Source organism: Rhizobium sp. BK538, from assembly GCF_014197575.1.
GTDB lineage: Bacteria > Pseudomonadota > Alphaproteobacteria > Rhizobiales > Rhizobiaceae > Rhizobium.
The window spans coordinates 104,194-111,956 of the sequence record NZ_JACIFT010000022.1 but is presented as its reverse complement, the minus strand read 5'-3'; the positions used below and the strand labels follow the sequence as shown (position 1 = coordinate 111,956).

Sequence of the window (7,763 nt, the reverse complement as noted above, 5' to 3'; positions counted from 1 at the left end):
AATCGTCACCCGGATGGCGCGGGGTGGAGCAGCCCGGTAGCTCGTCAGGCTCATAACCTGAAGGCCGCAGGTTCAAATCCTGCCCCCGCAACCAAAAGATTCGAATGATATCAAATAGCTCCGGGTTCCCCCGGAGCTATTTTTTTGCCCAAAATGCCCTAGCACAAACCTAGCACAAAACCCGAGGCCGATTTGACTGGTCCAACTGGTCCCTTGAGGTCGTGATTCCCTCTCCCTACATCGAACACGGACAGCAGGACAGCAAGCAGGGGGCCGGTGTGACGAGCCACGAAATCCCGAAATCCTTGGAGGGAAGGTCAATGTCTACCGGCGCGGGGGCCTCACCTGGCATTGCTCCACCTCCCTAAAGGGCCGCCAGTACCGCACCAGCACCAAGGAAACCGGGCTGGCGCAGGCGAAGGCATTCGCGGAAGACTGGGATCTTGGGCTTCGCGGCAAGCTCGCCGCCGGGTTGATGAAAACCGAAAAGACCCTTGCCGAGGCCCCGAGGCCGCCACGAAGTTCGAGCAGGAATATGCCGTCATCACCGAAGGTGAGCGCAGCCCCAAGTGGGTTGAAGGGCACAGCATCCGCCTGCGGCTCCACCTGATCCCGTTCTTTGGCAAGATGGGCTTGTCGGAGATTAATGTCGGAACAGTTCAGGACGACCGCGTGCACCGCATAGGCTCGTCCACGACCGGCAAGCCTCCGGCGCGCAGCACCCTTCATGATGAAGTGGGCACGCTGCGCCAGGTCCTGAAAACCGTCATCCGCCATAAATGGCTCAGCCATCTTCCCGACCCGTCGCCGCCCTACAAGACGCAGGGGAAGGTGTGCACCGGTCGTGGTTCAGCCCTGCCGAATACAAACAGCTTTATGAGGCAGCCCGCCAGAACGCCAAGGAGCCGAAGAACAAGCACTTCCGTTGGGAAGCCGAACAGTTGCACGACTTCGTGCCGTTCATGGGCAATACCGGCCTTCGGCCCGACGAGGCCGAGCAGCTCCAGCATCGTGACGTGACCATTGTCGTGGATCCCGACAGCCGCGAGCGCATCCTTGAAATCGAAGTGCGCGGAAAGCGCGGCATCGGCTGGTGCAAATCCATGCCCGGCGCGGTGAAGCCTTATGAGCGCCTGCGCGATCGATTGAAGCCTGTGCGCGGAAATGGCAAATCGGAAAACGGAGAGCTTCCGGCACCGACTGATCTGCTCTTCCCCGGCAATTATCTCGAGATGTTCAGCAATCTTCTTGATGCGCAACATCTCAAGCTGGACCGCGATGGCAAACCTCGGACAGCCTACAGCTTACGTCACACCTATATATGCCTTCGGCTCATGGAACGTGCTGATGTTTATGCGATTGCCAGAAATTGCCGCACGAGTGTCGAAATGATCGAGAAATTCTACGCGGCGCACATCAAGACTACTTTGGACGCTTCCGTCATCAACGCGCGCAAACCCAGGAGGGCGAACCGCGATCGGAAGGGGAAGAGAGCGGCGGAACCGCCGCTCTACCACGGAAACGTGGCTCCACAGCCTCGTCGCGACACCCGAACGGGTGTCCAGACGAACCGCTTGCCGGTTCGAAGCGCCCGCTTGGCGGGGCGCTCATAGAAGGTTTAGCCTTCTCTCAATCCGGCCACGTCCTCCGGCGGGCTTTCTGTGAACAATATTGACAATATATGTTACAAATCCCACAATAAAAGGAGAACGAGAGGATATGCCTATGGCATCAGGAAACATTCATGTGCGCGTGAGCGGCCAATTGGAAGCTCACCTTCAGCAGCAGATCGGCGAGGGCGGTCTCTACGAGAATGCCAGCGAGTATATTCGTGCCCTGATCCGCCGTGACCTGCAGACGCGCGAGGAAGCGTGGGAGACCTTGCAGAAGGAATTGGCCCCTGCCATGCGGGCCGATGACAGTGAATTCGTCACCGTCACGGCCGAGGATGTCATTCGCCGCAACCAACGCCGCTAACCATGGTGGCCTATCGGTTTTATCCGCGAGCGGATGCCGCTCAAGACAAGATCTGGGAAGATACCGTCAAGGATTGGGGCGAAGAGCAGGCCGTGACCTACGTCACAGGCTTGCATGCCCATTTGCGGCGCCTATGCGACAATCGAATGATATGGCGGAAGTTGCCGCAAAAGCTTGCGGTTCCTGTTGATGTCAAACGCGAGGCGTATTTCAGCCGGTACGAGCGGCACTGCATCTTCTTTCGCGTGTTGGACAACGGCGATCTTGGTGTCATGAGCATTCTTCACGAGCGTATGGACGTGCCGGTACGTCTGAAGGAAGACTTGGCTGCCCTCATCGCGAAGCAGGACAAGGCCGACGAAACTTAAAATCGACCGGAGCGTAGGCGAGGGGAAAGTGGTGGAAGTTCGGCCGATTCACACGTTCAACGCGCGTGGCAATGTGTTCCTAGAAGTGACACGCGATTATTTCAAGGTCTCCTCTCCTGCGATGTTCCGTGAAATCCAGCGTCTCAGACGAGAGACCGAGGAAGCGCTGGCGCTGAAGGGTATTCGTTACGCGGACCTGAAAACCGCGCTCGTTACCGACAGGCAACGGAAAGAGATGGCTGTCCTCTCCGGCACTTCTTTATCTCACGAAGAAGCGCGAAAATCATAAGACAAGCATGTGCCGGAGCGTGTGGCGACCCAGGGGACCAGAAGGGCATCGTCGAAATAGAAGCCGTCCATTGGGAAGAGCGCAGCGGTATCGCGCGCATCTCCATTGAGAATTGCGACGGCGTGTTCGGCCATGGCCGGGTTCAGTTTCTGACAGGCGAATTATAGGAGCACGAGGCCCGCAAGCTTTGTGATCACGACGGGCTGATCAGGGGGCTGATCGAAGCTTCGCTCAGTGATTCTGCATCACTATGATCCTGCTCCCTCTCACGTCCGGCTGTGTTGATCTCCTTTCGCGCCCAGAGGCTGGTGCTGGCGATAACGGCGCCACCGATGATTAGCACTCCGGCCCATAAGAGGGATAGGTCGAACGCGGCCGTTGTGAATGACGCGACGAAAAGGGCTCCGACAAACGGCTCGACATAAGAGAAGGCCCCGAGCGCCTGAATGTCCCCTTTCTTAAGCCCATGGTCCCAGAAATAGATGGCGAGCCCCATAGGCAAGCAGCCAAGCGCAGCCATTGCCAGCCATTCAGCCGTCGTGGGCCTAACCCACTCTTCAAACGACAGGTGGGCGACGTATGAGACGATGGCGGACGCTGCGTAAAACATTCCGAGAGCCGAGGAAGGAACTTCCGGCAGTGTTCTCGTCAGAACAGAATAAATCCCCCAGAGCGCCGCCGCAACGCCGATCAGCGAGAGATAGAAGGTCGCTCCCGCCGAAAAGGACGCTTCGCTGCTGCCGGCATCTACCAGACTGATGACGCCCGCCAACCCCATCAGCGCGCCGACAATGTGCCACCATCGGAGCCTCTCTCCCGGGAGGAAAGCAGACCCGAGCACGATCATAAGCGGTGTCGTTCCCTGAAGAAGGGCCGCGGCCGCCGCGGGCGCCTTCTGCGTAGCGTAGTAAATGCAGGCATGGTAGCCCACCAGCGAAATCACCACCAGCAGCCAGACGCGGGGTGGTTGGCGAAATGCGGCAAGCGGGTGGCTGCCTGTGACAAGCCACACGAAAGGCGACATGGCGGCGGCGAAGAGAAATGCGGTCGCCACCGTCTGAAGAGGCGGAATGGCCGTGGTGAAGGTAACGAGTGTCGTCTCGGTGGCCCAGAGGATGACTCCCACAGCTCCGACCAGCGAGGCGACCAAACGGCTGGAGCTGAATAAAGACATCGCGCTTTGCCTTTATTCACCCAGTGCCACGACGGTGTCGGCATAGAAGCCGTTGAACTGCGTGCGCATCGACAGGCTGTACGCACCCATCATGCCGATTTCGATCCAGTCGCCCTCGCGAACGTCTTCAGGCAGATTGAACGGTGCTCCCAGCACATCGTTCGAATCGCAGGTGGGCCCATAAATCTTGAAATCGACATTGGGGGCCGCCCAGCGTGTGCCGTTCCTGATAAGCCGGGTCGGGCGGTGCTCCTTGGGGTGACCGAGCTCCTGCAACGTACCAAAAACGCCATCATTGATGAAAATGTTCGATCCTCGGCGCATCACCACCTGAACGATTGCCGTCCCCGCCGTTGCCACGAGGCTTCGGCCGGGCTCGCAAAGCACGATGCAGCCGCGCGGCAGCTCGATCATTCGCACCGCTCGGACGATGTTCCCGAAATAGTGCTCTCGCCCCTCGATCTTGTCGCCGGGATAAGGTGCTGGAAAACCGCCCCCGACGTTCAGCACACTCAAGGGAACGCCCGCCTTGGTCGCGATCTTTCCAGCGAGTTCGACGGCTGCGGCAAACGCGCCGGGTGCCAGACATTGCGAGCCGACATGGAACGAGATCCCGGCCCTGATGCCTCGCGCGTGAATGGCCTTCAACATTTCGGCTGCGTCGCTGGGCTGGGCACCGAACTTGGTGGCGAGAACATACCTTGCGTCAGCGGGACGGGTAGCCAGGCGGACGGCGATCACCAGGTCGTCCCTGGAGCCAGCTTCGTCGACGATCTTTTCAATCTCTTCCATACAGTCGGCGGTATAGAAGCGAATGCCATGATGTTCGCTTGCAGCACGTATGGCGGGCCGTGTTTTCGCCGGGTTGTTGAAAAACTGGCCGGCAGCCTTCCCAAACATGCCGTCGATCAGTCGGATCTCATCCAGCGACGCGACGTCAAAATCCGTAATGCCGGAGCGATAGAGGGTCTCGAGCACGAATGGGTGAGGATTGCACTTGACCGCATAGAGCGCTCGGCCGGGAAACGACTGAAAGCTCTGCGCAGACTCCCGCAACTTCGCGGGCGAAATGCAAAAAACCGGTTCTGTTGGCTGCAGGTGAGCAATAATAGTGTTCACGTCAGGATAGCTCGCGAGTGGAGTACCTGTGTGGCGAGCCTTCTCCAGCGATGGAATGGAACTTTGTATCCGTGCCTGAAGCTGGCGCGGGGACAAATCCGGCTCGTCTAGGACGGCAGACGCGGGTTGCGCAGTCATTTCAATTTTCCTGTTTGATTTCTGTTTGCGGCTAGGCTGCTACAATTGATAGTATGTCCGACGCTTCCCAGCGATCGATGAACGCGGTGAGTTCCGTTGCTGTGATGGGCTTACTGAAATAAAATCCCTGGAGTTGGTCGCATCCTTCCTTGGTGAGGAAGCTGGCCTGCTCGATCGTCTCCACTCCCTCGGCGGTCGTCACCATGTTCAAGCTCTGACCGAGACTGATGACCGACTTCACAATCGCGCCGGACTTATCCTTGCTGCTCATATCTCCGATGAAGGATCTGTCGATTTTGATTTTGTCGAACGGAAACGAGTTGAGATAACCCAAGGATGAATACCCGGTGCCGAAGTCGTCCATCGCAATCCTGACACCGAGGCTCTTCAGACCGTTCAATATCTCGAGCGCGGCTGTGGCATCGTTGATAAGGACACTCTCGGTAATTTCCAGTTCCAGACGTGCTGGATCAAGGCCCGTTCGAACAAGAACACCCTTTACGCTGTCGACAAGGTCACGGCCTCGAAATTGGATAGGCGAGAGGTTGACGGCGACCCGGAGCTGCGGCCACTCGAGCGCCTGCAGACAAGCTGTTTCAAGAACCCATTCGCCAATAGCGACGATCAGGCCCGTCTCCTCTGCGAGTGGAATGAATTCCGCTGGTGAGACAAGACCCCGTGTGGGGTGGCGCCACCGCACTAGCGCCTCGACCGCTGCCACTGCACGCGCCTCAAGATCGATGAGTGGCTGGTAGTGAACTTCAAGCTCGTTCTTGAGGACTGCCTGGCGCAGGTCATATTCCAACGCCTTGCGGGCTTGAAGCTCCACGTCCATTTGCGCTTCGAAAACCCTATAGGTCGCGCGGCCGGCTTGCTTTGCCCTGTAGAGCGCGATGTCGGCATTCTTCAGGAGCCGCTCGGGATCGTTGTCACGAGTATCCGCAACCGCGATGCCAACGCTGACACCGATATGAAGGTCCTGGCCGTCGAGTTGGAATGGAGCTCTCACAACCTCGATAAGCCGTCTGCTGAGTTGTTCGGATTCAAGAGGCTGGTTCACACCGACCTGGATGATCGCGAATTCGTCGCCGCCGAGCCGGGCGACGGTGTCGCTTGCACGGACACAGCCCAAAAGCCTGCTCGACAGTTGTTGGAGAAGGATGTCGCCGGCACCGTGCCCAAGTGTATCATTGATCTCTTTGAAGTGATCGAGGTCGAGACAGATGATGGAAACGCGCGATGTCTCGGCGGCATTCGCCGCCAAGGCAATGTTGAGCCGTTCGCGGAAAAGTACGCGGTTCGGCAGGCCGGTCAGAGCATCATGGTGTGCCAAGTGCGTTGCGCGCTCCTGTGCCTTGACCTCCTCGGTGATGTCGGTTGCCGTGCCACGGAAACCGAGGAATTCACCGCTCGCACCTGTAATGGGACGTCCTGCGAGCCGGCAGATGCGCGTTTGGCCGCCTGCATCGCGATAACAGCATCTCAGATCCCGGAATGACGTCCGCTCGTTGGTTTCCTCGATCAGCCGGCGCCAACCGTCGGTATCGGCGTCGCTGGAAAAAAACTGTTCAAGCGTCTTGCCCAAGACGCTCGCCGCCGCAACTCCCGTCACTTCCGTGAAGCGGGTCGAGAAGTATACCAGCCGCAGAACATTGTCGCTCTCCCAGATCCAGTCCGAGGATGCCTCCGCGACATCCTTAAAGCGAGATTCACTCTCCTTGAGCGTCTGTGCATAAGCTTCGACTGTCCTGGCCGACTCCTCCAGAGCGCGAGTGGACCGGCGGGCATTGCGGACCACCAGTATGGAAAAAGCGGCGAGGATAACAAGCGCGACTGCCAACGGCGGCAGGAGGAAGCGGAGCAACTGGTAACCAGGCTTGGCTGGAAACCAGGTAATCGAGCCCAGGTAAACCCGGTCCTGCGTCAGCAAGGGGATCGAAGCCTCTGCGTCGGTGGGATTGGTGGGCGAGATCGCCAGCCCATCTAGAAGATAGTCGCGGCCGATGCGGTCAAGGAACTTCTGATCTAGTTTCTTGGCAAACACCAGCATCGACAAATCCGCAGGCCGAACCGTCGATCTTTCGATGGAAGGGGGAAGAATTCCGGTGGCGGCGACAATGAACACGTCTTCCCCGGACTTGATGATGCTTGTGACCGGATCAGTCTGTATCGAGGCGACATGTAGGAGATCTTTCAAGCCATGCGGCATCACTTGAAGCGCATCGACGTTTTGGGGCGTTCCGTGGACCACCGCGTATACGGTCTTGCCGCTTGGATTGATAGCAAAGGCCATCTCGTAGCCTAGACCTTCGTAAATGTTCGCCCCAACGTTTCCGTCGGTTGCGGCCCATTCGGCGTTCACGGTGTCGTGGAGGTTCTTGTATACATCTTCCCAAACTGCGTAGTCACGGAGGTTGCGGGCAACTTCCCTCGCCTTAACCTGAAGGGCGGTGGTTGCGAGTTTGGTCGAGGCTTCGACCTCAAGTTTGTTCTGACCGCTTGCGGATACAAGCACGAAACCCAGCACGACCGCGATTGCGACGACCACGATGCTGGCCATGGGGAAAATAATACGTCTGGTGAAAGTCTCTGCCGACAGAGTCTGACTGTTTAAACTGACTGTATTCATGGCGCCCCGCCCCCAGTTCTGTTTCATAAACACTATGCTTCAACTGCAAACGATAGGTTAAAATCTGAA

At 58.0% G+C, this 7,763-nt stretch carries 8 protein-coding genes and 1 tRNA gene; 5 read left to right on the top strand and 4 right to left on the bottom strand.

Translation table 11 applies throughout. From position 1 onward, the window contains the following. Positions 1-17: 17 nt before the first annotated feature. Positions 18-94: transfer RNA gene (locus tag FHX09_RS23950), tRNA-Met, on the top strand. A 230-nt stretch (positions 95-324) separates the two neighbouring features. Here the strand turns inward: FHX09_RS23950 and FHX09_RS30085 are convergent. Continuing rightward, the gene (locus FHX09_RS30085) at positions 325-792 is read right to left on the bottom strand and encodes a hypothetical protein (protein ID WP_246699503.1); all 468 of its coding nucleotides are present in this window, start codon (positions 790-792) and stop codon (positions 325-327) included. Positions 793-833: 41 nt separating this feature from the next. Here FHX09_RS30085 and FHX09_RS29485 point away from each other — a divergent pair, with 41 nt between their 5' ends. From FHX09_RS29485 to FHX09_RS23930, 4 genes are all read left to right on the top strand, one after another. After that, positions 834-1,613, top strand: coding sequence for a hypothetical protein (locus FHX09_RS29485; RefSeq protein WP_246699502.1), 780 nt, complete (start codon positions 834-836; stop codon positions 1,611-1,613). A 112-nt stretch (positions 1,614-1,725) separates the two neighbouring features. Continuing rightward, positions 1,726-1,977 (top strand): transcriptional regulator, encoded by a 252-nt coding sequence (locus FHX09_RS23940; protein WP_132593065.1) that lies wholly within the window; start codon positions 1,726-1,728, stop codon positions 1,975-1,977. A gap of 2 nt (positions 1,978-1,979) precedes the next feature. After that, positions 1,980-2,345: a type II toxin-antitoxin system RelE/ParE family toxin gene (locus FHX09_RS23935; RefSeq protein WP_132593063.1), complete on the top strand. Its 366-nt coding sequence runs from the start codon at positions 1,980-1,982 to the stop codon at positions 2,343-2,345. Between the two features lie 31 nt (positions 2,346-2,376). After that, positions 2,377-2,634, top strand: a complete 258-nt coding sequence (locus tag FHX09_RS23930) for a hypothetical protein (protein WP_132593061.1) — start codon at positions 2,377-2,379, stop codon at positions 2,632-2,634. A gap of 193 nt (positions 2,635-2,827) precedes the next feature. Here the strand turns inward: FHX09_RS23930 and FHX09_RS23925 are convergent, their stop codons facing one another. From FHX09_RS23925 to FHX09_RS23915, 3 genes are read right to left on the bottom strand one after another with little or no spacing between them, the layout of a single operon-like run. Then, on the bottom strand, positions 2,828-3,808 hold the full coding sequence (locus FHX09_RS23925) for a DMT family transporter (RefSeq protein ID WP_184450751.1): 981 nt from the start codon (positions 3,806-3,808) through the stop codon (positions 2,828-2,830). Between the two features lie 12 nt (positions 3,809-3,820). Continuing rightward, positions 3,821-5,065: a type III PLP-dependent enzyme gene (locus tag FHX09_RS23920; RefSeq protein ID WP_132593057.1), complete on the bottom strand. Its 1,245-nt coding sequence runs from the start codon at positions 5,063-5,065 to the stop codon at positions 3,821-3,823. A 31-nt stretch (positions 5,066-5,096) separates the two neighbouring features. Next, on the bottom strand, positions 5,097-7,694 hold the full coding sequence (locus FHX09_RS23915) for an EAL domain-containing protein (protein WP_132593055.1): 2,598 nt from the start codon (positions 7,692-7,694) through the stop codon (positions 5,097-5,099). Positions 7,695-7,763: the final 69 nt, after the last annotated feature.

What these genes read in the sequence shown, in the direction of transcription:
- FHX09_RS30085 (WP_246699503.1), bottom strand. Translation starts at nt 792, where the DNA reads ATGGCTGAGCCATTTATGGCGGATGACGGTTTTCAGGACCTGGCGCAG.
- FHX09_RS23940 (WP_132593065.1), top strand. Translation starts at nt 1,726, where the DNA reads ATGGCATCAGGAAACATTCATGTGCGCGTGAGCGGCCAATTGGAAGCT.
- FHX09_RS23935 (WP_132593063.1), top strand. Translation starts at nt 1,980, where the DNA reads ATGGTGGCCTATCGGTTTTATCCGCGAGCGGATGCCGCTCAAGACAAG.
- FHX09_RS23925 (WP_184450751.1), bottom strand. Translation starts at nt 3,808, where the DNA reads ATGTCTTTATTCAGCTCCAGCCGTTTGGTCGCCTCGCTGGTCGGAGCT.
- FHX09_RS23920 (WP_132593057.1), bottom strand. Translation starts at nt 5,065, where the DNA reads ATGACTGCGCAACCCGCGTCTGCCGTCCTAGACGAGCCGGATTTGTCC.
- FHX09_RS23915 (WP_132593055.1), bottom strand. Translation starts at nt 7,694, where the DNA reads ATGAATACAGTCAGTTTAAACAGTCAGACTCTGTCGGCAGAGACTTTC.